The sequence below is a fragment of the Streptomyces sp. BV286 genome, assembly GCF_019090165.1.
Lineage (GTDB): Bacteria > Actinomycetota > Actinomycetes > Streptomycetales > Streptomycetaceae > Streptomyces.
Window position 1 is genome coordinate 50,378 of record NZ_JAHRIB010000179.1, and the last position, 24,646, is coordinate 75,023.

18 protein-coding genes and 1 pseudogene are annotated in these 24,646 nt (G+C 71.0%); 10 read left to right on the forward strand and 9 right to left on the reverse strand.

Annotated features, from left to right (window positions below; genetic code table 11):
- Positions 1-15: 15 nt before the first annotated feature.
- The 3 genes from KUF83_RS34925 to KUF83_RS34935 all read left to right on the forward strand — a co-directional run bounded on the left by KUF83_RS34925 (position 16) and on the right by KUF83_RS34935 (position 2,648).
- The gene (locus KUF83_RS34925) at positions 16-1,428 is read left to right on the forward strand and encodes an amino acid permease (protein WP_217459050.1); all 1,413 of its coding nucleotides are present in this window, start codon (positions 16-18) and stop codon (positions 1,426-1,428) included.
- A gap of 224 nt (positions 1,429-1,652) precedes the next feature.
- Positions 1,653-2,294: a superoxide dismutase gene (locus KUF83_RS34930; RefSeq protein ID WP_217459051.1), complete on the forward strand. Its 642-nt coding sequence runs from the start codon at positions 1,653-1,655 to the stop codon at positions 2,292-2,294.
- A 135-nt stretch (positions 2,295-2,429) separates the two neighbouring features.
- Entirely contained in the window at positions 2,430-2,648 is a 219-nt protein-coding gene (locus KUF83_RS34935) for a hypothetical protein (protein WP_217459052.1), read from the forward strand.
- Positions 2,649-2,743: 95 nt separating this feature from the next.
- Here KUF83_RS34935 and KUF83_RS34940 read toward each other — a convergent pair whose 3' ends face one another.
- Positions 2,744-3,394, reverse strand: a complete 651-nt coding sequence (locus KUF83_RS34940) for a DsbA family protein (RefSeq protein WP_217459053.1) — start codon at positions 3,392-3,394, stop codon at positions 2,744-2,746.
- A 163-nt stretch (positions 3,395-3,557) separates the two neighbouring features.
- Here KUF83_RS34940 and pepN (KUF83_RS34945) point away from each other — a divergent pair, with 163 nt between their 5' ends.
- Together pepN (KUF83_RS34945) and KUF83_RS34950 are read left to right on the forward strand one after the other, a co-directional pair.
- Entirely contained in the window at positions 3,558-6,125 is a 2,568-nt protein-coding gene (gene pepN, locus KUF83_RS34945; protein WP_217459054.1) for an aminopeptidase N, read from the forward strand.
- Positions 6,126-6,532: 407 nt separating this feature from the next.
- Positions 6,533-7,579: a hypothetical protein gene (locus KUF83_RS34950; RefSeq protein WP_217459055.1), complete on the forward strand. Its 1,047-nt coding sequence runs from the start codon at positions 6,533-6,535 to the stop codon at positions 7,577-7,579.
- Between the two features lie 103 nt (positions 7,580-7,682).
- Here the strand turns inward: KUF83_RS34950 and KUF83_RS34955 are convergent, their stop codons facing one another.
- Both KUF83_RS34955 and KUF83_RS34960 read right to left on the reverse strand, forming a co-directional pair.
- Positions 7,683-8,837, reverse strand: a complete 1,155-nt coding sequence (locus KUF83_RS34955; RefSeq protein ID WP_217459056.1) for a serine hydrolase — start codon at positions 8,835-8,837, stop codon at positions 7,683-7,685.
- Between the two features lie 128 nt (positions 8,838-8,965).
- The gene (locus KUF83_RS34960) at positions 8,966-9,160 is read right to left on the reverse strand and encodes a hypothetical protein (protein WP_217459057.1); all 195 of its coding nucleotides are present in this window, start codon (positions 9,158-9,160) and stop codon (positions 8,966-8,968) included.
- A 221-nt stretch (positions 9,161-9,381) separates the two neighbouring features.
- Here KUF83_RS34960 and KUF83_RS34965 point away from each other — a divergent pair, with 221 nt between their 5' ends.
- A complete protein-coding gene (locus KUF83_RS34965) occupies positions 9,382-10,551 on the forward strand; it encodes a sensor histidine kinase (RefSeq protein ID WP_217459058.1) in 1,170 nt (389 codons plus the stop codon).
- Positions 10,539-11,183 (forward strand): response regulator transcription factor, encoded by a 645-nt coding sequence (locus KUF83_RS34970; RefSeq protein ID WP_217459059.1) that lies wholly within the window; start codon positions 10,539-10,541, stop codon positions 11,181-11,183. Before KUF83_RS34965 ends, KUF83_RS34970 begins: the two co-directional genes overlap by 13 nt.
- An 11-nt stretch (positions 11,184-11,194) precedes the next feature.
- On the opposite strand, the gene KUF83_RS34975 is transcribed toward KUF83_RS34970, so the two are convergent.
- Both KUF83_RS34975 and KUF83_RS34980 read right to left on the reverse strand, forming a co-directional pair.
- A complete protein-coding gene (locus tag KUF83_RS34975) occupies positions 11,195-12,958 on the reverse strand; it encodes a TIGR03767 family metallophosphoesterase (RefSeq protein WP_217459060.1) in 1,764 nt (587 codons plus the stop codon).
- 353 nt (positions 12,959-13,311) lie between these two features.
- A pseudogene (locus KUF83_RS34980) lies at positions 13,312-13,749 on the reverse strand (NUDIX hydrolase); the annotation flags it as partial.
- 221 nt (positions 13,750-13,970) lie between these two features.
- Between KUF83_RS34980 and KUF83_RS34985 the strand changes: the two are divergent.
- Positions 13,971-17,276: a S8 family serine peptidase gene (locus KUF83_RS34985; protein WP_217459062.1), complete on the forward strand. Its 3,306-nt coding sequence runs from the start codon at positions 13,971-13,973 to the stop codon at positions 17,274-17,276.
- Positions 17,277-17,346: 70 nt separating this feature from the next.
- On the opposite strand, the gene KUF83_RS34990 is transcribed toward KUF83_RS34985, so the two are convergent.
- Both KUF83_RS34990 and KUF83_RS34995 read right to left on the reverse strand, forming a co-directional pair.
- The gene (locus tag KUF83_RS34990) at positions 17,347-18,171 is read right to left on the reverse strand and encodes a DUF4131 domain-containing protein (RefSeq protein WP_217459063.1); all 825 of its coding nucleotides are present in this window, start codon (positions 18,169-18,171) and stop codon (positions 17,347-17,349) included.
- 1 nt (position 18,172) lies between these two features.
- Positions 18,173-18,733 carry a sigma-70 family RNA polymerase sigma factor gene (locus KUF83_RS34995; protein ID WP_217459076.1) on the reverse strand — a complete coding sequence of 187 codons (561 nt, stop codon included), beginning with the start codon at positions 18,731-18,733 and terminating at the stop codon, positions 18,173-18,175.
- A 471-nt stretch (positions 18,734-19,204) separates the two neighbouring features.
- Between KUF83_RS34995 and KUF83_RS35000 the strand changes: the two genes are divergently transcribed.
- On the forward strand, positions 19,205-20,230 hold the full coding sequence (locus tag KUF83_RS35000) for an aspartate-semialdehyde dehydrogenase (protein WP_217459064.1): 1,026 nt from the start codon (positions 19,205-19,207) through the stop codon (positions 20,228-20,230).
- Positions 20,231-20,421: 191 nt separating this feature from the next.
- Here KUF83_RS35000 and KUF83_RS35005 read toward each other — a convergent pair whose 3' ends face one another.
- Together KUF83_RS35005 and KUF83_RS35010 are read right to left on the reverse strand one after the other, a co-directional pair.
- Positions 20,422-21,273 (reverse strand): LppX_LprAFG lipoprotein, encoded by an 852-nt coding sequence (locus KUF83_RS35005; RefSeq protein ID WP_217459065.1) that lies wholly within the window; start codon positions 21,271-21,273, stop codon positions 20,422-20,424.
- Positions 21,274-21,386: 113 nt separating this feature from the next.
- Positions 21,387-21,884 carry a DUF1203 domain-containing protein gene (locus KUF83_RS35010; RefSeq protein WP_217459066.1) on the reverse strand — a complete coding sequence of 166 codons (498 nt, stop codon included), beginning with the start codon at positions 21,882-21,884 and terminating at the stop codon, positions 21,387-21,389.
- Positions 21,885-21,997: 113 nt separating this feature from the next.
- Here KUF83_RS35010 and pepN (KUF83_RS35015) point away from each other — a divergent pair, with 113 nt between their 5' ends.
- Positions 21,998-24,580, forward strand: coding sequence for an aminopeptidase N (gene pepN, locus KUF83_RS35015; protein WP_217459067.1), 2,583 nt, complete (start codon positions 21,998-22,000; stop codon positions 24,578-24,580).
- Positions 24,581-24,646 lie beyond the last annotated feature (66 nt).

A 24,646-nucleotide genomic window follows, 5' to 3' on the forward strand; every position in this document is an offset into this window, starting at 1 on the left:
GGACCACCCGCACCCATGTCCCGTACCACCCATGACGTCGCGCCCGGTTCGTCCGGCTCCGGCGACGCGCACCCGCCCTCGCTCCCGCACGGCCTCAAGCAGCGCCATCTGTCGATGATCGCCCTCGGCGGGGTGATCGGCGCGGGCCTGTTCGTCGGCTCCGGCGCGGGGATCGCGGCCGCCGGTCCGTCGATCGTCGTCGCGTACGCCGTCTCCGGTCTGCTCGTCATGCTGGTGATGCGGATGCTCGGCGAGATGTCGGCCGCGTACCCGTCCTCCGGTTCCTTCTCCGCGCACGCCGAGCGGGCCATCGGGCCGTGGGCGGGGTTCACCGCGGGCTGGTCGTTCTGGGTGCTGCTGTGCACGGCGGTCGGGCTGGAGGGCATCGGCGCCGCGAAGATCATGACCGGCTGGCTGCCCGGTACGCCGGAGTGGGCGTGGGTGGCGCTGTTCATGGTCGCCTTCTGCGGCGCGAACCTCGCCGCGGTGAAGAACTTCGGCGAGTTCGAGTTCTGGTTCGCCGCGCTGAAGGTGGGCGCGATCACCCTGTTCCTGGTCCTCGGCGTGCTGGCGATCGCCGGGGTGCTGCCCGGGACGGACTCCCCCGGCCTCGCCCATCTCACCGGTGAGGGCGGCTTCCTGCCGAACGGCGGCGAGGGGCTCGTCATCGGTCTGCTCGCCTCGGTCTTCGCGTACGGCGGCCTGGAGACGGTGACGATCGCGGCGGCCGAGTCGGAGGACCCGGTCCGCGGCGTCGCGAGCGCCGTGCGCACGGCGATGTGGCGCATCGCGCTCTTCTACATCGGCTCGATGGCCGTCATCGTGACGCTCGTCCCGTGGGACTCGAAGGCCGTCGTCGAGCAGGGCCCCTACGTCGCCACCCTCGACCGTCTGGACATCCCGGGGGCCGGCCCGCTCATGAACGTCGTGGTGCTGGTCGCGCTGCTGAGCGCGATGAACGCCAACGTGTACGGCGCCTCGCGCATCGCCTACTCGCTGGTGGAGCGGGGCCAGGGTCCGCGGGCTCTCGGCCGGGTCTTCGGCGGGGTGCCGCGTGTCGCCGTACTGGCCTCGTCCGTCTTCGGTTTCGGCTGCGTCCTGCTCAGCTACTGGCGTCCCGACGACGTCTTCCCCTGGCTGCTCAACATGATCGGGGCGGTGATCCTGGTCGTCTGGATCTTCGTCGCGGTCGCGCAACTGCGGTTGCGGCGCGGGCTGGAGCGGGAGGCCCCGGAGAAGCTGGTCGTACGGATGTGGGCCTTCCCGGTGCTGACCTGGGTGGCACTGGCCGCGATGGTGGCGATCTTCGTCCTGATGGCCCGGGAGCCGGACACGCGGGTACAGCTGTACTCGACGGGCGCGATGACACTGGCGCTGGCGGCCACCGGTTACGCCTGGCAGCGAGTCCGCGAGAGGCGCGCCCGGTAGGAGCGCCGGCCGCGCCGGTCCGACTCCGCCACCCGGCCCTGCACAGCCACTACGAACCCGCACGTTCCGGACCGCGCACCGACCGAACCCCGGTCGCGTGCGCGGTCCCTTTGGTGTGCCTGAGTGGTGTGCCCGAGTGGTGTGCCCGAGCGGACGACGCCGCCCTCTTGCTGCTAGCGTGCACTTGCAAGTACTTTGCAATAAGAGGTCGGAGAGGACCTGGCATGGCCGTCTACACACTTCCCGAACTGCCGTACGACTACTCCGCACTTGCACCCGTGATCAGCCCCGAGATCATCGAGCTGCACCACGACAAGCACCACGCGGCGTACGTGAAGGGGGCGAACGACACCTTGGAACAGCTGGCGGAGGCCCGTGACAAGGAGTCGTGGAGCTCGATCAACGGCCTGGAGAAGAGCCTCGCCTTCCACCTCTCCGGCCACATCCTGCACAGCGTCTACTGGCACAACATGACGGGCGAGGGCGGCGGCGAGCCGCTCGCGGCGGACGGGACCGGCGAGCTCGCCGACGCGATCACGGAGTCCTTCGGGTCCTTCGCCGCATTCAAGTCCCAGCTGACCAAGGCCTCGGCGACCACCCAGGGGTCCGGCTGGGGCGTCCTCGCGTACGAGCCGCTGAGCGACCGGCTGATCGTCGAACAGATCTACGACCACCAGGGCAACGTCGGTCAGGGGTCCACCCCGATCCTGGTCTTCGACGCCTGGGAGCACGCCTTCTACCTCCAGTACCGCAACCAGAAGGTCGACTTCATCGACGCCATGTGGCAGGTCGTCAACTGGCAGGACGTGGCACGTCGTTACGCGGCGGCGAAGTCCCGTCCGGACGTGCTGCTGCTCGCCCCCTGAGGGCACCCGAAGCGCCCTGCCTCGTGATCGTCTTCTCACCTTTCACGCGGGCAGGCGGATGAAAGGAGGACCCCCGCGAGGACGTGACTCGCGGGGGTCTTCCGGTATCGGGGATTCCGGGGGCATGGTTGCGCGATGCCGAGCGAACAGGTCTTCCGTTGTTTCACGTGCGGATCCCGGGAATCCCACCGGCCGCCCGCCGACGAGCGGGAGCGGGTGTGGCTGCGGGAGCGCACCGGCAAGAAGTACGTCGAGGACTACTGGATGTGCACCAAGGGCGACTGCCGCAACGTCCGCTACGCCTGGGTCGACGACCCCTTCCACCCACCGGTGCGGATGCCCGAGTTCGACTGAGCGTCCCGGTCCGGCCGAGCGCCTCGCCGGGCGACGGAGACGACCGCCCCGTCCCGCGAGGGACCTGCCGGGTCAGAGGTCGGCGCCGAGGTCGGTCACAGATTGCTGAAGTCCGGCCCCGCCGTCCGCGTCCGCTTGATCTCGTAGAAGCCCGGGACCGACGCGACCAGCAGCGTGCCGTCCCACAGCTTGGCGGCGTCCTCGCCCTTGGGGGCCGGGGTGACGACCGGACCGAAGAAGGCGACCTGCTCGCCGTCCGCGCCGGGGACCGCGATGACGGGGGTGCCGACCTCCTGGCCGACCTTGTCTATGCCCTCCTTGTGGGAGGCGCGCAGCTGGGGCTCGTACGGGGTGTCGTCCCAGTGGTCCATGAGGGACTCGGGCAGGCCGACGTCCTTCAGGGCCGCCGCGACGACCTCCTTCTCGGGGCCCGCGCCCTCGTTGTGGATACGCGTGCCGAGCGCGGTGTAGAGGTCACCGAGCACCTCGGCGCCGTGCTCCTCCTGGGCGGCTATGACGACCCGGACGGGGCCCCACGCCTTGGTGGTGAGCAGCTCGCGGTAGTTCTCGGGCAGGTCGTCGAGCTTGTCCTCGTTCAGCACGGCGAGGCTCATCAGGTGCCAGCGGACCTTGATGTCCCGGACCTTCTCCACCTCCAGGACCCACCGTGAGGTCATCCACGCCCAGGGGCACAGCGGGTCGAACCAGAAGTCGACGGGCGTCTTGCCGGAGGTCTGCTCGGACATGGTTCTCCTCAATGGGGGCTGCCTGGGATGCACGAGTCCTGGATGCACTCTCCTGCCCCAACGCGATCGGTCACCCGTGCCATTCCCGGTGTCCCGTGTCAGGGGCGCGTGGCAGGATCGGTCCTGTTCACGCGTACCCATGACGCCCCGAGGAGTGCCGCCCGTGCCCGGTGAGAATCTGTCCCGCGACGAGGCCCGCGAGCGGGCCGCACTGTTGTCCGTCGAGGAGTACGAGGTGTCCCTGGACCTGCGCTCCGCGGTCGGCGGGACGGACTCCGAGCCGCGCACCTTCCGGTCGGTGACGACCATCCGCTTCCGCAGCGCCGAGCCGGGCGCCACGAGCTTCGCCGACCTGATCGCGCCGAGCGTCACGGCCGTCTCGCTGAACGGCAGGGACCTCGACCCGGGCGCGGTCTTCGACGGCTCCCGCATCCTCCTGGAGGACCTGGCCGAGGACAACGAACTGGTGGTCGACGCCCGGTGCGCCTACAGCCGCACCGGCGAGGGCATGCACCGCTTCGTCGACCCCGAGGACGGCGAGGTCTACCTCTACACGCAGTACGAGCCGGCCGACTCGCGCCGCGTCTTCGCGAACTTCGAGCAGCCGGACCTCAAGGCACCCTTCCGCTTCGAGGTACGGGCCCCCGAGGGCTGGGTCGTGTGGAGCAACGGCGTCGGTGAACTCACCGACGGGGTATGGAAGTTCGCCGGGACCAAGCCCATCTCGACGTACATCACGGCCTTCGTCGCCGGTCCGTACCACTACGTGACCGACTCGTACGAGCGTGTCCTCGACGACGGCACCCGTCTGGAGATCCCCCTCGGCGCCCTGTGCCGCAAGGGCCTGGCCAGGCACTTCGACGCCGACGACGTCTTCCTGGTCACCAAGCAGGGTCTCGACTTCTTCCACGACCACTTCGACTTCCCGTACCCGTTCGGGAAGTACGACCAGGCGTTCGTGCCGGAGTACAACCTCGGCGCGATGGAGAACCCGGGCTGTGTGACCTTCCGCGAGGAGTTCATCTTCCGCGGCAACGTGACCCGGGCGGCGTACGAGCGCCGGGCCAACGTGATCCTGCACGAGATGGCCCACATGTGGTTCGGCGACCTGGTGACCATGGTGTGGTGGGACGACCTGTGGCTCAAGGAGTCCTTCGCGGACTTCATGGGCACGTTCTCGATGGTCGAGGCGACCCGCTTCACGAACGGCTGGGTCACCTTCGCCAACAACCGCAAGGCATGGGCGTACCGCGCCGACCAGCTGCCCTCCACGCACCCCATCACCGCCGACATCCGCGACCTGGAGGACGCCAAGCTCAACTTCGACGGGATCACGTACGCCAAGGGGGCCTCGGTCCTGAAGCAGCTGGTGGCGTACGTGGGCCGGGACGCCTTCCTGGAGGGCGCCCGCCGCTACTTCAAGCGGCACGCGTACGGGAACACGCGCCTCGGTGACCTGCTGTCGGTCCTGGAGGAGACGAGTGGGCGCGACCTGGCGGCATGGTCGCGGTCCTGGCTGCAGACGGCCGGCGTCAACTCCCTCACGCCCCAGGTGATCCTCGACGCCGAGGGCCGCGTCACCGAGCTGGCGGTCCTCCAGGAGGCGGCCGAGTCGCATCCCGAACTGCGGCCCCACCGGGTGGCGGTGGGCCTGTACCGACGGTCCCCCGACGGCGCCGTGGAGCGGTACGCGCGCGCCGAGGTCGACGTCGACGGTCCGCGCACGGTCGTCGAGGAGCTGGTCGGCGCCGACGCCCCCGAGCTGGTCCTCGTCAACGACGACGACCTCACGTACTGCAAGATCCGCTTCGACGAGGGCTCGCTGGAGACCCTGCGGGCCGGCCTCGGCGACATCACGGACCCGCTCGCCCGCGCCCTGTGCTGGTCGGCGCTGTGGAACCTGACCCGCGACGCGCTCATGCCCGCCCGGGACTTCGTCGACCTGGTGCTGCGCTTCGCGGGCCGCGAGTCGGACATCGGCGTGCTGCAGATGCTGCACGCCTGGGCGAACTCCGCGCTCGCCCACTACGCGGCGCCCGGCTGGCGGGAGACCGGCGGACGGCTGCTCGCCGAGGGTGCGCTGCGCGAGCTGCGGATCGCCGCGCCCGGCAGCCAGCACCAGCTGACCTGGGCGCGGTTCCTGGCGGCCGTCGCGTCGAACGAGGCCGACTTCCAGCTGCTCCAGGGTTTGCTGGACGGGACGGCGAAGATCGACGGGCTGGAGGTCGACCAGGAGCTGCGCTGGACCTTCCTCGAACCGCTCGCCGCGTACGGGGTCGTGGACGAGGGTGTGCTCGCCGCCGAGCTGGCCCGGGACGACACGGCGTCCGGCAAGCGGCACCAGGTGCGGTGCCTGGCGGCCCGGCCCTCCGCCGCGGTCAAGGCCCAGGCGTGGGCGTCGGTGGTCGAGTCGGACTCGCTGTCGAACGCGCTGGTGGAGGCGACGATCGCCGGTTTCGCCCAGCCGTCGCACCGGGAGCTGACCGCTCCGTACGCGGCGAAGTACTTCGAGGTGATCGAGCGGGTCTGGGACGAGCGGTCCATCCAGATCGGCATGGACGTGGTGCGGGGGTTGTTCCCGTCCCTCCAGGACACACCGGAGACACTGGAGGCGGCGGACGCGTGGCTTGCCTCGCACGAGGCGGGGGCGCCCGCGCTTCGGCGGTTGGTGCTGGAGGCTCGGGACGATCTGGCGCGGGCGCTGCGGGGGCAGGCGTGTGACGGCGGCTGACCGTCGGCACCTCGGGTCCCTCCGGGCCCTCCGGGCCGGGGGCGGAGTGGTGGGGTGCGGTTGGTTTTCGGGTGCCGGGTGCGCTGTGGCTGGTCGCGCAGTTCCCCGCGCCCCTAAAAGACTGCGCCGTTCCCCGCGCCCCTCAAGGCAAAAGACTGCGCCGTTCCTCGCACCCCTCAAAGACTGCTCCGCTGCCGGGGTTCACTAACGGGTTACGGGGACACCGTGGTTGACCTCGGGTGCGTCCATAACAGTTACGGAATTTGGGTAATCGGTGCCGTGACCCCCTTACGGACCAGGGGGTTTCGGCAGTCGAACGCTTGCACTTTAGGACGGGCCTGTCCTGTTTTGTCGACGGACGTGTAACAGCGGTTAGGAGGGAGACCGGGCGCGGGACATTCGGGGTCATGAACCACAACACCCCGCTCTCCCCCCGGCCCCTCCGCCACCTGTCCGACGTCCAGCAGCGTGTCCTGACCTCCGCGCAGTTGCGGTCCCGCGGCGTGAGCGCCGCCGACACCAACGCGCAGTGCCGACCCGGCGGTTCATGGCAGCAGCTCCTGCCCGGCGTCTTCCTGCTCCGCCCCGGGCCCGCCACCAGCGAGGAGCGGCTGCACGCGGTCCTCCTGTACGCGGCCCGCTCGCCCCTCACGGAACCGGCCGTCCCCGCCCAGCCGGGAGCCGACGTGCCGTACCCGCCGCATCGGTACGCCGAAGCGATGATCACCGGTCTCGCGGCGCTCGCCCTGCACCGCTTCTCGTCCGCTCCGCCGCTGCTGTCCCTGGACCGCATCGACGTCCTCGTCCCGCGACTGCGCCGGCTGCGCTCGACGGGCTGCGTCCGGATCGTCCGTACGCCGGGCATGCCGGAACCCGAGCAGATCACCGGTATCCCGGTGGCGCCCGTCCCGCGCGCGCTGGCCGACGCGGTCGCCGGCCTCACGGACGCGGGAGCCGTCCGCCGCCTGCTCACCGAGGCGGTGCGCGGCGGCCACTGCGAACCGGCGGCCGTCGTGCGGGAGTTGACGCAGGCCAGGCTGCTGAGCCGGCCGCATGTGGTGGACGCGGTCGACTCCCTCCTCGCGGAGGGCCGGGCCATCGCCGAGGACCGCCTCTACCGCATGATCGCGGAGCACGGGCTGCCCGACCCCGTCTGGAACGTGGACCTCCGGCTGCCGGGCGGCCCGCACCTCGGCGGCCTCGACGCGTACTGGCCCGACCACGCCGTCGCCCTCGAACTCGACACACGGGCCCCGCGCCAGGAGGACGACGCGATGTGGTCCGAGTACGCCCGCAAGCGCGAGCACCTGGAGCGGCTCGGCATCACGGTCGTCCACGTGACACCGAAGAAGCTGCGGGAGTCGATGGAACAGCAGGCGACGGTCGTCCGTACGGCACTGATGGCCTCGGCGGACCGCGACCCGGCCGCGTACGTGGTGGTGCTGCCCCGGTAGTGACGGACCGGGCGCGGCCGGCAGGAGGGGAGTGAAGGGGCGGGGCCCACGGACGGGTCCCGCCCCTTCACACGTGTCCGGGACCTCCCGGCTCAGCGGGGTGTCACTCGGAGCAGAACTCCGCCTCGATCACCGCGTCGCTGTCGCCCGACCAGTCGCCGTTGAAGTTGAAGGCGAGGGAGTGGCGGCCGTCCGCCGTGGTGACGGCCTCCGAGTTGGAGCCGTGGATGCCGCCCCCGTGGCCCCACACGACGACGCCGCAGCTCAGTTCGCGTTCGATGAGCCCGAGGCCGTAACCGGCGTTCGGGATCCCGTCGACCTTGACGGTGGTCTTCATCTCGGTGAGCTGCTTCTTCGGCAGGAGCCTGCCCTTCAGCAGCGCCGAGTAGAAGCGGTTGAGGTCGCCCGAGTCGGAGACCATCTCGCCCGCCGCGGAGGCGAGGGAGGGGTTGAGCTCCGTGACGTCGTAGGTGGGGCCGGTGGCCTCCTCGGCGAGTTTGCCGTACGCCCGGCTGCTGGGCCGGCCCAGCTTCGGGTCGCTGCCCGGGACGCGGGTGGCGTGCAGTCCGAGCGGCTCGATGATGCGCTGTCGGACCTCGTCGCCGTACGCGTGGCCGGTGGCCTTCTCGATGACCATTCCGGCCAGGACGTAGTTCGTGTTGGAGTAGTTCCAGGAGGTGCCCGGTGCGAAGTCCGGCTTGTGGGCCGTCGCGATCTTCACGAGTTGCCCGGGCGTCAGCCGGTCGAAGCGGTGCTCGAAGAAGCCGTCCTTCAGGAAGTAGGTCCGGCCGAAGTCCTCGTCCGCCGTGTAGTTGTAGATGCCGCTCGTGTGGTTGAGGAGCTGACGGAGAGTGATCTTCTTCCCGTCGTGGCCGTTGCCGAGGACCACGCCCGGCAGCCACCTGTCCACCTTGTCGTCGAGGGAGAGCCGCCCCTCGGCCTCCAGTTGCAGCAGGACCGTCGAGACGAACGTCTTGGTGATGCTGCCGACGCGGTAGCGGTCGTGGGCGGAGCGCGGCTGCTTCGTCCGGAGGTTGCCGACGCCCGACGTGCCCTTCCAGGTGCCGTTCCTGTCCTTGGCCTGCCCGGCCACACCGGGGACACCGTCCTGCACGGCGGCGTCCATCGCCTTCCGGGTCGCGTGGTGGTCTCTCCCCGGTGCCGGGGAGGCGGCCAGGGCCACCGGAGCGGTGAGTGAGGCCGCCGCGAGTACGGCCACGCCCGTCAGACCGAGGCGCAGGGTGCGGGATGCTGTCATGGGTCGTCGTGTCCTTCCGTCGTGTCCGTCGTGTCGTCACGAGGAACCGACGGGAGGGACCCGGTGGCGGGCCGCGGAGGTTGCCTCCCCCGGACGGGTTGAGCGCGTTCCGGCCCTTTTCCGGGAGGTCAGGCGTGCCCGCCCTGCTGCTGACCGCGGTCCCTGAGCAGGCTCACCCCCGCCCCGAGGGAGACGACGCCCATGCCGGCGGCGGTCATCACGCCCTGCGTTCCGTCCACGACGAAGGGGGCGGCCGCGGCGACGACGAGGTTGAACAGGAACAGGAACCAGAGAACCGGCTTCGAGGAGAGCAGCGCCTTCATGGGGGTTTCCTTCCGTTGGGGGAGCTGGGTACTCCCGCGATCGACCGAGTCCAACGATCCCGGGATCCGCCCGCCGCCACGAGGGAGTCCTCTCCCGAACCGGAGGTGTAGCGGGCTACACCACGACGAGGTCCCGCCGCGCCTCACAGGCAGCACATCCGCTGGTCACAGGCGGGTGGGCGGGCGTCCGCGCGGGTGCCCGTTCGCCTACTCTGATCGCCATGCGGAAGACGGTGCGGGACGCCGCGCGGGCCACGGGACAGCTGGCCCCGGCCGCCGTGCTGTCCTTCGGCTCGTACCTCTTCGTCACCGTCCTGCTGATCGCGGCCACCGGCACCGTCGTCGTGGTGGGTGCCGCGCTGCTGCCGGAGGCGGTGCTGCTGATACGGCGGATCGCCGGGGCCAAGCGGCGCATGGTGACCCGGTGGACGGGCCGGGAGATCCCCGAGGCGTACCTGCCCGTCACGGGCACGGTGCGCGAGCGGTTCCGTACGGCCGTCCGCGATCCGGGCACGTCCACCGACCTGCGCTGGATGCTCGCCTACTACGGCTACGGATGTCTGCCGTATCTGGCGGTCCCGCTGTGGCCGTTGGGGCTGCTCGTCGACGGTGTGTGGTGCGCGCTGATGGGCCGCGAGGCGGTCGTGCTCCCGCTGATCGGCCGCCTGGCCGATCTGGACGCGAAGTGGTCCACCGCTCTGCTGAAGCCGTCGCCGAGGGCGCGGCTGGCCGAGCGCGTCGAGGAGCTGACCCTGACCCGGGCAGGGGCGGTCGCCGCGCACGGCGCGGAGCTGCGGCGCATCGAGCGGGACCTGCACGACGGCACACAGGCCCGGCTGGTCTCGCTGTCGATGCGGATCGGGCTCGCGCTGCGGGCGTACGACCGTGACCCGGAGGCGGCGCGCAAGCTGCTCGGCGACGCGCAGGACCAGGCGCAGGAGGCGCTGGCGGAGCTGCGGCACGTCGTGCGCGGCATCCATCCGCCGATCCTCACCGACCGTGGTCTGGCCGGCGCGGTCCGGGCGCTCGCCGCGAGCGGCGGCCTCGCCGTGACGGTGACCGTGGACGGTCTGGAGGACGGTGACCGCGAGCGGGGCGGGGCCCGGGCTCCGGCCGCGGTGGAGGCGGCCGCGTACTTCGTGGTGGCGGAGTCCCTGACGAACGCCGCGAAGCACAGCGGCGCGGAGCGGGCCGAGGTCCATCTCGCCCGGGTGCGGAAAGGACTGCGGCTGACCGTGCGCGACGAGGGGCGGGGCGGTGCCGACGAGGCCGGCGGGTCCGGGCTGCTCGGCATGCGGCGTCGCGTCGCCGCGCTCGACGGGACCCTGCGGATGACCAGCCCCGCCGGGGGCCCGACCGTGATCGAAGTGGAGCTGCCGTGCGTGTGGTGATCGCCGAGGACAACGCCCTGCTGCGGCAGGGGCTCGTCCTGCTGCTCACCTCCTCCGGGCACGAGGTGGTGGCCGTCGCGGGCAGCGGGCCGGAGGTGCTGCCCGCGCTGCTCGAACACCGGCCGGATGTCGCCGTGCTGGACGTCCGGATGCCTCCCGGGTTCCGTGACGAGGGCCTGCGAGCGGCCCTCGCGGCACGCGAGGAGATCCCCGGGCTGCCGGTGCTCGTGCTCTCGCAGTACGTCGAGGAGTCGTACGCCGCCGAGTTGCTCGGCGGCGGGGCGAGCGGGGTGGGTTACCTGCTCAAGGACCGGGTGGGGCGGGTCGACGAGTTCCTGGACGCGCTGGAGCGGGTCGCCTCCGGCGGTACGGCGCTGGACCCCGAGGTGGTGTCCGAGTTGCTCGTACGGCGGCGGGACTCGCCGCTCGACTCGCTCACTCCCCGCGAGCGGGAGGTGCTGAAGCTGATGGCCGAGGGGCGCGACAACACGACGATCGCCAAGGATCTCGTCGTGACCGAGCGGTCGGTCAGCAAGCACATCGGGAACGTGTTCCTGAAGCTCGGGCTGCCGCCGAGCGACAGCGGGCATCGGAGGGTGCTTGCGGTGCTTGCCTACTTGAACAACTCGTGAGGCGTGCGGCCTCAGCCCTTCTTCAGGACGAGTTCCGTGTTGCGGTCGCCCGGTTCGCCGCTCAGGTCCGTGCGGGCGCCCGGGGCGTTGAAGGACAGTTCCCGGTAGAGGGCGGCCAGGCCCGTCTGCGAGAGGTCCGTGAAGTCCGTGCCGTGCGGGGCGCCGGACTCGATGAGCGTGGTGAACAGGGAGACCGTGCCGTCGTGGTTGTCGGCGATCTCGATCACCCGGGCGAGCTGCGGGAAGTCGACGTGCGAGGCGGTGGAGACCTCCCAGAAGGAGCGGCCGTCCGGGGCTGAGTGCGGGGTGATGTCGTTCTTGTGGCTGTGGCCGTTCACCCAGGCCAGCACGGAGCGGTGGGCGCCGAGCACCGAGAGCACCTCGTCGCCGCCGTGCCGCCGCTCCCCCGGGTGGGCCGGGTCCTCGCGGAGGTTGCGCATGGACTTGCTGGTGTGGTGGCTGAAGACGATGACGTGTTCCTTGTTCCTGTCGGCCGCCTTCAGCGTGCGTTCCAGCCACCGCAGCTGGGCGGTGCCGAGGGAGCCCTCGTAGTGGCCGCCCGGGTCCGTGCTGTCGAGGCTGACACCGAGGACGTCGTCGGCGATGCGGAACGTGTAGTACTGGGTCTTCGCGGCGAGGTTGGCCTGCGAGTAGCCGTGTCCGACGGGACCCACGCCCGCGTGCGCCGGGTCGAGGTGGGCCCGGAGGTACTCGGCGGGGGTGAAGGGGGCACGGCCCTCGTCCGGGGTGACCGAACGCATCTTCCGCGCCTGGGACTTGAGCATCGCCTTGAAGTCGGCGCCCTTGGGGTCGCCGCCCTTCTTGACGTTCTTCCAGATGGCGGTGCCGAGCGACTCGTCGAGCGTCATCAGCTTTCTGCCGCCGACCGCGAAGTCGGCGAAGAAGGAGTCGCCGGGCGCGTAGCAGCCGCCGGGCAGGGAGTCGTGGTTGCCGACCGTGGAGTACCAGGGCAGGTTGAGGCCGGGGCTGCGCACCTCGCGGATCGCGGCGGCGAGGAAGCCCTGGATGCGGGGGAAGCCGAGCTGCTTGTCGGCGTCGCGCAGGGCCGCGTCGGGCTGCCAGTACAGCTTGAGGTCGCTGTCCTGGACGCCCTCGTAGCGGGTGGGGTCACCGGAGTTGGGGGTGATCCGGCCGCCGCTCATCACCTTCAGGAACCAGTCCAGTTCCGTCTTGGCGTTGTTGTCGGTGTTGTCGCCGGTGGTCATCACGAAGTGCAGGGGGGACCCGGTGACGGGCGCTCCGCGCAGTGCGTTGACCCGCTCGACGAGCGAGACCGCGCCGGGCACCGACAGGGACTCCTGGGGGCGCCAGGCGCTGGCGGTCTGGGCGCGCAGGTACTCGTACCGCAGCGGATGCTGGACGTCGACCAGGTGCAGGTCGGTGAACTGCACGAACGCGGCGAGCGCGGTGCGCCGCCCGGCCCGGCCTGCCTTGGCGGCGGCGAGGTCGCCGCGGACGACGCGCGGCCAGGCGGGCCCGTCGCCGAGGCGCCGGAACCCGGAGCCCGGGCGCGGGGCCGCGACGGTCGACAGGGTGGTGCCCCGGGTGTACGGGGCCAGGGGCGCGGCCGGCGCCCTGCGGGAGACGGCGACGGGCCGGCCGTGGGTGGTGGCGGCGGTGTCGGTGGCGGCCTCGCTGGTTCCCGGGCGCAGCGCGAAGCCGATGCCCGCGGAGAGGGACACCGCCCCGGTGGCGGCCAGGAAGGCGCGGCGGTCACGAGCAGTGGCAGTGGCGACAGAGCGTATGCGCGACATGGCGCGGTCTCCCCGAGTGCGAACGCGTCGGCAGTGGTCGCGGGTGGTTCACTCACGCGAACTTCCCGCTCGTACTGGATCGTTGGCACTGGGGATGACCTGTGCGTTAACTCGGCAGCAACGGGCAGCGCAGATCACCGTACGTCGATCTTGGACTACCCTCCGCGTCCACCGAGCCCTCCCTGAACCGCAGGGAGGCGGTCACTCCATGTTCATCCGAGTGGGTACGGAAGCTATTCCTCGGCGTTTTCGGACGGTCCGGAGGGGCGCTCGGCGGGGGGCCCGGAAAGGGGACCGGAAGGGTGTCCGGAAGCCCGGGCGGGAGCCTCCGGGTGCCCGGGGTCTGCCGTCGTACGCCCGGCCGCCGGCCGCTCCCGCCACAGCGCGAGCCCGACGTCGACGAGTTCCACCCGGTCCAGGTCCGGCACCTCGTCGAGGGGGTGCCAGGCCGCCATGTCGGTGGAGCCGCCGGTCTCGTACCGGAGTTCGCCGCCGGTGACACGGGCCTCGTAGACGATCCGCAGCCCCTGGAAGTCGGCGACCGTGCCGAGGCGGCGCGGATAGGTGCGCCGGATCGAGTCGACGCCGAGCAGCGCGACGGGCTCGACGGTGTATCCGGTCTCCTCCTCGGCCTCCCGGACCACGGTGTCGTACGGGTCCTCGCCGTGGTCCATGCCGCCGCCGGGCAGCGTCCAGCGCCGGGCGCCGTCCCTCGCCACCCAGCGCGCCAGGAGCATCCGTCCGTCCCGCACACACACGGCGTAGGCCGCCACCCTCAACTCCTTGTGCATGCGCAGACGTTACGGCAGAGATACCCGCACGTCCCGGTTTGGCCGGAGATCGGACGCATGACGTATGGCGGAATTACGCCATGGACACTTCACGTTACGGTCACCCCTCCCCAAACATCCGCCTCCTGGGTAAAGCTGAGCGGTCATCCGGGTCCACATACCGGACTGACGCGATCGATCCGATCTTGAACGGACTTTTTCCTTTACCTACAAGGATGCTGATGACCCCCAACCCTCAGCGAGCTCCGATCACCGGCGCGAGACGCGCGGCGCGCATAGCCGTGGCCGCCGGTCTCGTGGCCGCCCTCTCCGCGGCAGGGCCGATACCCATGGCCTTCTCCGCGGACGATCCGGGCACACCCGCCGACACGGCGGTCAAGTCCGCCGGTGCCAAGCTCGGTTCGGCCGACGCCGACCTCCTCGCGGAGGCCAAGGCCGACGGCGACAAGAACGTCACGATGATGATCGCCACCGCGCCCGGGCAGACCGAACAGGTCGCAGGGCAGCTGGACGCGGTGAAGGGCGGCTCCGTGGGCCGCACCCACGACAAGCTCGGCTACGTCCGCGCCACCGTCCCGACCGCCAGGGCGGAGGCGGCCATCAAGGCGGCCTCCAAGCTCTCCTCCGTGCACGGCATCGACCTGCGCCAGGAGATCATGCTGGACGACCCGACGCCGTCCGCCGACCGGGCCAAGGGCGCGAAGAAGGCCCCGACGGCCGCCGCGTACCCGGCGCCCGGCAGGAACACCCCCGCCGAGAACCCGTACAACCCGTCCTTCGAGACGGGTGCCGTCGACTTCGTGAAGAAGAACCCGAAGGCGGACGGCCGGGGCATCACCATCGGCATCCTCGACTCCGGTGTCGACGTGGCGCATCCCGCGCTGCAGAAGACGACGACCGGCGAGCGCAAGATCGTCGACTGGGTGACGGCGACCGACCCGCTGGCCGACGCCGACGCGACCTGGCGCGCCATGGTCAACGCCCGCTCGGGCCCGGCCTTCACCTTCGACGGCGAGAGCTGGAAGGCCCCGGCCGGCGACTACACGGTCAGCCGCTTCCGCGAGTCGGCGTCCACCGGCGGCGACGCGAACGGCGACCTGAACCGCGACGGCGACACGACCGACAGCTGGGGCGTGCTCTACGACGCCGCGGCCGGCACGGTCCGCGTCGACCTGAACGACAACAACGACTTCACGGACGACACGTCGATGAAGCCGTACAAGGACGGCTACCAGATCGGCTACTTCGGTACCGACAACCCGGCGACGGACATCGTCGAGCGGGTGCCGTTCGTCGTGGAGATCCGCAAGGACGTCCCGATGGACCCGCTGGGCGGCACCTGGGTCGGCAAGAAGGCCGACTTCGTCAACATCGGCATCATCGAGTCCGAGCACGGCACGCACGTCGCGGGCATCACCGCCGCCAACAAGCTGTTCGGCGGGAAGATGAACGGGGCGGCGCCCGGCGCGAAGCTCGTCTCCTCCCGCGCCTGCACCTGGAGCGGCGGCTGCACGAACGTCGCGCTCACCGAGGGCATGATCGACCTCGTCGCGAACCGCGGCGTCGACATCGTGAACATGTCGATCGGCGGCCTGCCGGCGCTGAACGACGGCAACAACGCGCGCGCCGAGCTCTACACGCGCCTCATCGACACCTACGGCGTGCAGCTGGTCATCTCGGCCGGCAACTCCGGCCCCGGCGCCAACACCATCGGCGACCCCGGCCTGGCCGACAAGGTCATCTCGGTCGGCGCGTCCATCTCCAAGGAGACCTGGGCGTCCAACTACGGCTCGCAGGTGTCGAAGAAGTACGCGATGCTGCCCTTCTCCTCGCGCGGCCCGCGTGAGGACGGCGGCTTCACACCGACGCTGACCGCGCCCGGCGCCTCCATCAACACCACGCAGACCTGGTTCCCCGGCGGCCCGGTCGCCGAGGCGGGCTACTCCCTGCCGCCCGGCTACTCGATGCTCCAGGGCACCTCGATGGCCTCCCCGCAGGCCGCGGGCGCCTCCGCGCTGCTCCTGAGCGCGGCGAAGCAGAAGGGCGTCGACCTGACGCCCGCGAAGCTGCGCACCGCGCTGACCTCGACCGCCGACCACATCAGCGGCACGCAGGCGTACGAGGAGGGTGTGGGCCTCATCAACATCCCGGACGCCTGGAAGTCGATCCGTGACGGCGCCACCGCCCACGAGTACACGGTGAAGGCCCCGGTCGACACCGCGATCGACTTCGCGCTCAAGACCCCGGGCTTCGGCACCGGCATCTACGACCGCGAGGGCGGCCTGAAGGCCGGTCAGAAGAAGACGTACGACGTCACCCTGACCCGTACGTCCGGCGCCGACCGTCCGATCCGGCACGAGCTGCACCTGGAGAACAACCGGGACAAGACGTTCCGGATCGTCGGCAGCGACGAGATCTCGCTCCCGCTGAACAAGCCGGTGACGGTGAAGATCGCGGCCAAGCCGGAGAACTCCGGTCTGAGCAGCGCGATCCTGGAGCTCGACGACCCGCGGACCGAGGGCATCGACAAGCAGGTCCTCAACACGGTCGTGGTCGCCGCCCCGCTGAAGTACACCTACTCGGCGTCCGGCAAGGTCCAGCGCAACAGCCACAAGTCGTACTTCGTGACCGTCCCCGAGGGCGCCCAGACCCTCGAGGTCGCGATCGGCGGGCTGAAGGACAAGAGCCAGACCCGGTTCATCGCCATCCACCCGTACGGCGTTCCGGTCGACACCACCGGCACCCCGTTCTGCTACAACAACTACCTCGACGGCAACGGCTGCAAGCCCGACGTGCGCGCCTACGCGAACCCGCAGCCGGGCGTCTGGGAGATCGAGGTCGAGTCGCGCCGTACGTCGCCGCTGCTCGACAACCCGTACAAGCTGAACGTCGAGGTGCTGGGGGCCGAGTTCGACCCGGCGGTCGTGACCGTCCCCGAGGCCAAGGTCGGCACCCCGGCCCCGGCTTCCTGGAAGGTGACGAACAAGCTCGTCGCGGTCGACGGTGCGCTCAAGGGCGGCCCGCTCGGCTCCTCGAAGAGCACGCGGCCGACCATCGCCCAGGGCGCCACGGACACCACCACGGTGGACGTGCCCGCGGGCGCCGGTTCGCTCGACGTGACCATCGGCAACGTCTCGGACGCCTCCGCCGACCTGGACCTGACGGTCTACGACGCGCAGGGCAACGAGGTCGGCCAGTCCGCGGACGGGGACTCCGAGGAGTCCGTCTCCATCCCGTCGCCCTCGGCCGGCACGTACACCGTGAAGGTCGTCGGCTACTCGGTTCCGGCGGGCACCACGGCGTACGACTACCTCGACGTGTACTTCGCGCCGTCGCTCGGCGAGGTCCAGGTCGACGCGACCCCCGTGAAGCTCGCGACGGGCGCCTCGACGTCGGTCGCGGCGAAGGTCGTCGCGAGTTCGGCGCCGCCGGAGGGCCGGACGTTCTTCGGGCGCGTGCAGCTCGTGAACGCCCGGGGCACCGTGGCGGGCACCGGCAGTGTGCTGATCGAGAAGGTCACGCCGTAGTCGGCGTGGCTCTCTGAACGGCCCTGGGCGGGCGTCCGGTTCCACCGGGCGCCCGCCCTCGCCGTGTCCGTCAGCCCGCGCCGCCCTGCGGGCCCGCGCACGTCAGGCCACGTGCGCCCGGCAGTGCCTCCAGAAGGCCCTTGCGGACGTCGCCGACGCCCCAGCCGGTCTCCCAGTCCTGCCGGTCCTCGGGGTGCACCGGCACCCGCACCAGGGTGTACGTGCCGGGCTTCAGGTCCTCGCGGGCGCTCTCCGGCAGCGTGACCCGGATCGTCGGGTGGTCCGCCACCGACCGCTCGGGGCGGTAGTAGCGCTTCACCTTCAGGACGACGTGCACGTTCTCCTCGCCCGCGGCCGTGATGCTCTGCACGGTCCCCTCGACGAGGATCTTCGAGCACGCGATGTGCATCTCCGGGGTGTAGCCCAGATCGCCGCCCGCCTCGCTCTGCACGGCCGACGAGTCCTTCGCGCCCGCGTCGCTGCGGGCACCTCCCTGCACGCCGAGCCACACCAGGCCGCCGAGCATCGCCGTGCCCGCCGCCAGCACGAGCGGGACCACGGCCGCGCCCGCGTAGTGCCGCAACCGGCGCGACCGCCGGGGCCGGTCCTCCCTCTTCGGAGGCCGGAGCGGCGCGGATGCCCGGGGCGGTACACGCCCCGGACCCGGCGCCTTCCCCACGGTCGCCCGCGATGCCGTCCCGGCCGGACCCGTCCCGGCCGGTGCCGTCGCGGCCAGGGTGTCCCCCATGATCCGCAGCTGTTCCCTCAGCAGGGCCACGTCCGCGACCGCCGACCGGTGCTCCGCCAGGAACTCCGCGTCGTCCCGGGCCCCCTCGGGAAGGGGTTCGTCCGTGATCGCGGCCAGCAGCGCGTCCATTCCTTCGTACTCGGCCACGTCACACCACCTCGTCCTCGTGCAGGCGGGCGCGCAGCGCGCGGACCGCCGTGTGCAGCCTGCTCTTGACCGTGCCCTCCGGGATGCCGAGCTCCTCGGCGATCCCGCGGACGGGCAGGTCGGCGTAGAAGCGCAGCACGAGGATCTGCCGCTGGGCGTCGGGCAGCTCGTCCAGCCCCCGGGCCACGGCGAGCGACAGCACCTTCGTGTCCTCGCCCGCGTCGGCCACGGCGTGCTCCGCGGGCCTCAGCGAGGCCAGGCGTTCGCCGATCCGCTCCTGCCTGCGCCTGGCCCGGTGCCAGTCCATGGCCAGGTTCGAGGCGACGACCGCCGCCCACGCCGACACGTCACGGGGCGCCTCGGCCCCGCTCGCCGCCCGTTCCAGGAGCCGCAGACGTACCTGCTGTACCCCGTCCGGCAGGTCCGTCTGCGGCACCCCGCCGAGCGCGAGCACCGCACGCACCCGGCGCTCCTGCGCCGCGTCCAGGGGGTCGTCGGGAGTTCCCCCGTCGTACTCCCCGACCCCCTGGACGCGGCGGGCTTTTCTGCGCAGCACAGCCACCCCTCCCCTCACCGCGTTTCCTCTAGGACGCCGGTGGCGCGAAAAACGTTCGACCGGCTTTCACGGATTCCGGCCCTTCGCGTCTCCCGCCCCTGCGCGTCACGCGGTCTCCACTCCCGCGGCGGGCCGGAGGGGCAGGCCGGGGCGATGGAGGCGTACGTCACACCGGAGGGGAAACCGAGACGATCCTCACCCGCGGGACGGGGCGGCCTTCCCGCTCTCCGGGCGGTCCCGGGGCTGGACGAATGCCCGTGACCGGTGCGCCGACCCGGCACAGCTTCCGGTCCGCGACGGCTGCCGAGGGGATATCTGCAGATCAGGAGGGAGGGGGCCCGACCGGCGGAGGGCCGTGGGCGGACCGCTCCGGGCCCCGGGAGCGTCCACTTCGCGGGCAAAGGATTGGACACGTGGGCCGGGGTGAGACGCATGATGGAAACGCTGGCCAGTAACGAACAGGCAAAAGGAGTCGCTGTGAAGGTAGGAATCGTCGGAGCCACCGGTCAGGTCGGCACGGTCATGCTGAGGATCCTCGCCGAGCGCGACTTCCCGGTGGAGACGCTGCGTCTGTTCGCCTCGGCCCGTTCGGCCGGTTCGACGATCGCCTACAAGGACAAGACGGTGACCGTGGAGGACGCCTCCACCGCCGACTACTCCGGCCTCGACATCGTGCTGTTCTCCGCGGGTGGCGCCACGTCCAGGGCCCTCGCCGAGAAGGTCGCCTCCCAGGGCCCGGTCGTGATCGACAACTCCTCGGCCTGGCGCAAGGACCCCGAGGTCCCGCTGATCGTCTCCGAGGTCAACCCGCACGCCGTCGCGGACCGGCCCAAGGGGATCATCGCCAACCCGAACTGCACGACGATGGCCGCGATGCCCGTGCTGAAGCCCCTCCACGAGGAGGCGGGCCTGGAGGCCCTCGTCGTCGCCACCTACCAGGCGGTCTCCGGCTCCGGTCTCTCCGGTGTCGCCGAGCTGCACGGCCAGGCGCAGAAGGTCGTCGCCGACGCGGACCGGCTGACCCACGACGGTTCGGCGGTCGACTTCCCGGAGCCGCAGGTCTACGAGCGGCCCATCGCGTTCAACGTCCTCCCGCTGGCCGGTTCGATCGTCGACGACGGCCTGAACGAGACGGACGAGGAGCAGAAGCTCCGCAACGAGTCCCGCAAGATCCTGGAGATCCCGGGCCTCAAGGTCTCCGGCACCTGCGTCCGCGTCCCGGTCTTCTCGGGCCACTCGCTCCAGGTCAACGCCCGTTTCGCGCGTCCGCTGACCGTGGAGCGCGCCACCGAGCTGCTGTCCGGGGCCCCGGGCGTGGTCCTCTCGGACATCCCGACCCCCCTCCAGGCCGCCGGCCAGGACCCGTCCTTCGTCGGCCGCATCCGCGCCGACGAGACCGTGGAGCACGGCCTCGCCCTGTTCGTCTCCAGCGACAACCTCCGCAAGGGCGCGGCCCTGAACGCGGTCCAGATCGCGGAGCTGGTGGCGGCGGAACTCAGCTGACCGCTGCCGCGACCGGACGGGACAGACAGGAACGAGCCGAGGCCGACCAGGCGCAGCCTGGTCGGCCTCGGCTCGTTCGCCCGGCGGCCGTGCGTCCCCGCGGTGCCGCCGTGGACCGGTGCCGCCCGTCGAGAGCTGGTCCAGAGCTGAGCGGGCGGCTCCCCGCGCCCCTTACGGGTCCGGCGGGACGGTCAGGCCGTGCCCTGGGCCTTCGAGGCGTCTGCGAGCTTCTTGGTGACGTCCACCGTGTCGGCGGCGGCCGGCGCCTCGACGTCGGCCTCGGTGCCGAAGTCACTGAACTTGAGCGTGGTGGTGCTGGTGACCTTCTGGCTCTTCTGACCGTCCTCGGCCTTGGGCCTCAGCGTGAGCCGGATGGTCTCCTGTCGCAGCCTGCCCTGCTCGTCGAGCCACATGTCGAGCGGCAGCGTCGAGGTGCCCAGTTGCTCCCGCAGCTGCTCCGCCCTGGCCGCGTCGCCCTCGGCCAGCGCCTCCACGTCGACCTTGACGCGGTAGTGCGTGGTGCGCGCCCCGTCGATCGTCTCCGTCCCGACCTTGGTGACGTCGCGGTCGTTGACGCCCTTGGTGTACGCGAAGGACTCGGCCGGGTCGCTGACCTGACCGTTCGAACCGCTCAGCCGGGCGGGGTCGATCTTCATCCAGGTCTTGTTCCGGGGCAGTTCGAGCTGCTTGCGCTGTGCGGCGGGCGGCTTCTGGTAGACGATGCCGTCCAGGACGCGCTGCTCGATCTCCTGACCCTGTGCGGTCAGCGTCATCCGGCTGTCGCCGTCCTCGAGGTCCATCACACCCGCGCCGCGTACCGTCACGGACTCGCCGGTCGTGGCCGCCTTGGTGGTGAGGGTCATCTTCGCCGTGTCCGCCGCCGCCGTCTTGCGGTGGGCGGCCCGTACGACCTGCGACTCGGACGCCTTGTCCGCTCCGTCCTTCGGCTGGGCCTTCTTCGTGTCGTCGCCGTCGGAGCAGGCCGCCAGGCCCGCGCTGAGCACCAGCGCCGTGGCGACTCCTAACACACGCTTTCCCGCCATTGGGATGTTTCCCCTCAACTCGTGTCATAGCTGGGCTAGTTGACTCGAACCGGGTTCCCCATCCTTCCCGTACCACTCCTCCCGGCCTTCGCTCCGGCCCGTGCCCCGGAACGTCAGGCGCGGCGCACTTCGTAGAGGAAGCAGCCGTACTCGACGGCCCTGACGTGCACCAGGGACACCTCGGGGTCGGCGAAGGCCTCCGTGAGCGCCGTGTCCAGTGCCTCGTCGGCCCGCTCCGGGATCTCCAGGAGGTGCCCGCCGAGGATGCGGCCGTCGGCCGAGTAGCGGCGCAGGACGCGCCGGACACCGGGCCGGGCGAAGGGGTACCGTCCGTCGCCCGCGGGCCCGGCGCACTCCTCGGTGTGCACGAAGACCGGCCCCTGCTCGTCGTACGCGGCGGGATCGGCCCCCGTGGCGGCGGCCCAGCGCCGCAGCGGGGCGTACGAGACGAGGGTGACGCGCTCGCCGGGCCGGCTGGGCCGCAGACAGCAGCGCAGCGGGCTCCCGCCCTCCTCGTCCGCGAACGGAGCACGGGGCCGCCCCGCGTCGTCGGTCTCACGGAGTTCCTTCAGTGCGCCCGGTTCGACGGGTCGCGCGGTGTACGTCGTCATGCGATCCACCATCCCGCTCCCGCACGCCTCCCACCGGCGGGAAACGGACATCGCGTTGCCCACGGCTCCCGTGGAAGGATGGCGCGACTGACACATATCGAGGAGATGACCGCGTGCCTGGCACAAACCTGACCCGCGAAGAGGCGCAGCAGCGGGCGCAGCTGCTCACCGTTGACTCGTACGAGATCGATCTCGACCTCTCCGGCGCGCAGGAGGGCGGCACCTACCGGTCCGTGACCACGGTGCGCTTCGACTCGGCCGAGACCGGCGTCGAGTCCTTCATCGACCTGGTGGCTCCGGCCGTCCACGAAGTCGTCCTCAACGGTGACGCTCTCGACCCCGCCGAGGTCTTCAAGGACTCACGGATCGCGCTCCCGGGGATCCTGGACGGGCGGAACGTCCTGCGGGTCGTGGCCGACTGCGCGTACACGAACACCGGTGAGGGGCTGCACCGCTTCGTCGACCCGGTCGACCAGCAGGCCTACCTCTACACCCAGTTCGAGGTCCCGGACGCCCGCCGCGTCTTCGCGAGTTTCGAGCAGCCCGACCTGAAGGCCACCTTCCGGTTCACGGTGAAGGCGCCGAGCGGCTGGACCGTCATCTCCAACTCGCCGACGCCGGAGCCCAAGGACGACATCTGGGAGTTCGAGCCGACGCCCCGGATCTCGACGTACATCACGGCACTGATCGTCGGCCCGTACCACTCGGTGCACAGCGTGTACGAGAAGGACGGGCAGAGTGTCCCGCTGGGCATCTACTGCCGGCCCTCGCTCGCCGAGTTCCTCGACTCGGACGCGATCTTCGAGGTCACGCGGCAGGGCTTCGAGTGGTTCCAGGAGAAGTTCGACTACGCGTACCCGTTCAAGAAGTACGACCAGCTGTTCGTGCCGGAGTTCAACGCGGGCGCGATGGAGAACGCGGGCGCGGTGACGATCCGCGACCAGTACGTCTTCCGCTCCAAGGTGACGGACGCGGCGTACGAGGTCCGGGCCGAGACCATCCTGCACGAGCTGGCCCACATGTGGTTCGGCGACCTCGTGACGATGGAGTGGTGGAACGACCTCTGGCTGAACGAGTCGTTCGCCACCTACACCTCCATCGCCTGCCAGGCGTACGCGCCGGGTTCGCGCTGGCCGCACTCCTGGACCACCTTCGCCAACTCCATGAAGACGTGGGCGTACCGGCAGGACCAGCTGCCGTCCACCCACCCGATCATGGCGGAGATCAACGACCTCGACGACGTGCTCGTCAACTTCGACGGCATCACGTACGCCAAGGGCGCGAGCGTCCTGAAGCAGCTCGTCGCGTACGTCGGCCAGGACGAGTTCTTCCGGGGCGTGCAGGCGTACTTCAAGGCGCACGCGTACGGCAACACGCGTCTGTCCGACCTGCTCGGCGCGCTGGAGGAGACCAGCGGGCGCGACCTGAGCACCTGGTCGCAGAAGTGGCTGCAGACGGCGGGCATCAACATCCTGCGCCCGGAGATCGAGACGGACGCGAACGGGATCATCACCGCCTTCGCGATCCGCCAGGAGGCTCCCGCCCTGCCCGCCGGCGCGAAGGGCGAGCCGACACTGCGTCCCCACCGCATCGCGGTCGGCCTGTACGACCTCGACGACGACAGCGGCAAGCTCGTACGGGACGAGCGGCTGGAGCTGGACGTCGACGGCGAACTGACCGCCGTGCCCGAGCTGGTGGGCAGGCGGCGCGCGGCCGTGATCCTGCTCAACGACGACGACCTCAGTTACGCGAAGGTCCGTCTCGACGAGCAGTCCCTCGCCTTCGTCACCGAGCATCTCGGCGACTTCGAGGCCTCCCTCCCCCGCGCCCTGTGCTGGGCCTCGGCCTGGGACATGACGCGCGACGGGGAGCTCGCGACCCGCGACTACCTGTCCCTGGTGCTCTCCGGCATCGGCAAGGAGTCGGACATCGGCGTCGTGCAGTCCCTGCACCGGCAGGTGAAGCTGGCCGTCGAGCTGTACGCCGACCCGACGGCCCGCGAGGCGCTGCTGACCCGCTGGACGGACGCCACGCTGGCCCACCTGCGGTCCGCGGAGGCCGGCAGCGACCACCAGCTGGCCTGGGCGCGCGCCTTCGCGGCGACGGCCCGTACGCCGGAGCAGCTGGACCTCCTGGAGGGCCTGCTGGACGGCCGGGCGACCATCGAGGGCCTGGCCGTCGACACCGAGCTGCGCTGGGCGTTCGTACAGCGGCTCGCGGCCGTGGGCCGTTTCGACGACGCCGAGATCGCGGGCGAGTACGAGCGGGACAAGACCGCCGCCGGCGAGCGCCACGCGGCGACCGCGCGGGCGGCCCGCCCGACCGAGGAGGCGAAGGCCGAGGCCTGGGCCTCGGTCGTCGAGTCCGACAAGCTCCCGAACGCCGTTCAGGAGGCCGTGATCGGCGGTTTCGTGGAGACGGGCCAGCGCGAGCTGCTCGCCCCCTACACGGACAGGTACTTCGCGGTGGTCAAGGACGTCTGGGACTCGCGTTCGCACGAGATGGCCCAGCAGATCGCGGTCGGTCTCTACCCCTCGATCCAGGTGTCCGCCGAGACCCTGGCGAAGACGGACGAGTGGCTGGCCTCGGCCGAGCCGAGCCCGGCGCTGCGGCGGCTGATCTCGGAGTCCCGCTCCGGCGTGGAGCGCGCGCTGAAGGCCCAGGCGGCGGACGCGGCGGCGGCAGCAGCCGAGTAGGCCGTACGGGCCGAACAGGCCGTACGTGAAAGGGGCGCCCGGTGCCTTGCCGGGCGCCCCTTTCAC